Origin of the sequence: Solihabitans fulvus, assembly GCF_008386585.1 — a bacterium.
GTDB lineage: Bacteria > Actinomycetota > Actinomycetes > Mycobacteriales > Pseudonocardiaceae > Solihabitans > Solihabitans fulvus.
Genome location: NZ_VUOB01000145.1, coordinates 1 through 215, shown reverse-complemented (window position 1 = coordinate 215; position 215 = coordinate 1). Strand labels below are relative to the sequence as shown.

The 215-nt window shown below is 67.4% G+C and carries 1 protein-coding gene; it reads right to left on the bottom strand.

Annotation, left to right across the window (positions count from 1 at the left end; translation table 11 throughout):
• Nucleotides 1-197: AMP-binding protein (locus F0L68_RS40840; protein ID WP_438672357.1), on the bottom strand; the 197-nt coding region annotated here is incomplete at its 3' end.
• Between the last annotated feature and the right edge of the window lie 18 nt (nt 198-215).

The window sequence follows — 215 nt, the reverse complement described above, 5'->3', positions numbered from 1 at the left end:
CCGCCCGCCTTCGCCACCGCCAACTCCGCCACCACGATCTCCACCGACCGAGGCAACACCAACGCCACCACAGCCTCAGGACCAACACCACGCGCAACCAGCTCACGCGCCAACCCATTCGCCCGCGCATCCACCTCCGCGTAGCTCAACTCCACACCAGCCGACACCAACGCCACCACATCCGGAGTCCGCCCCACCTGCGCCTCAAACAACGC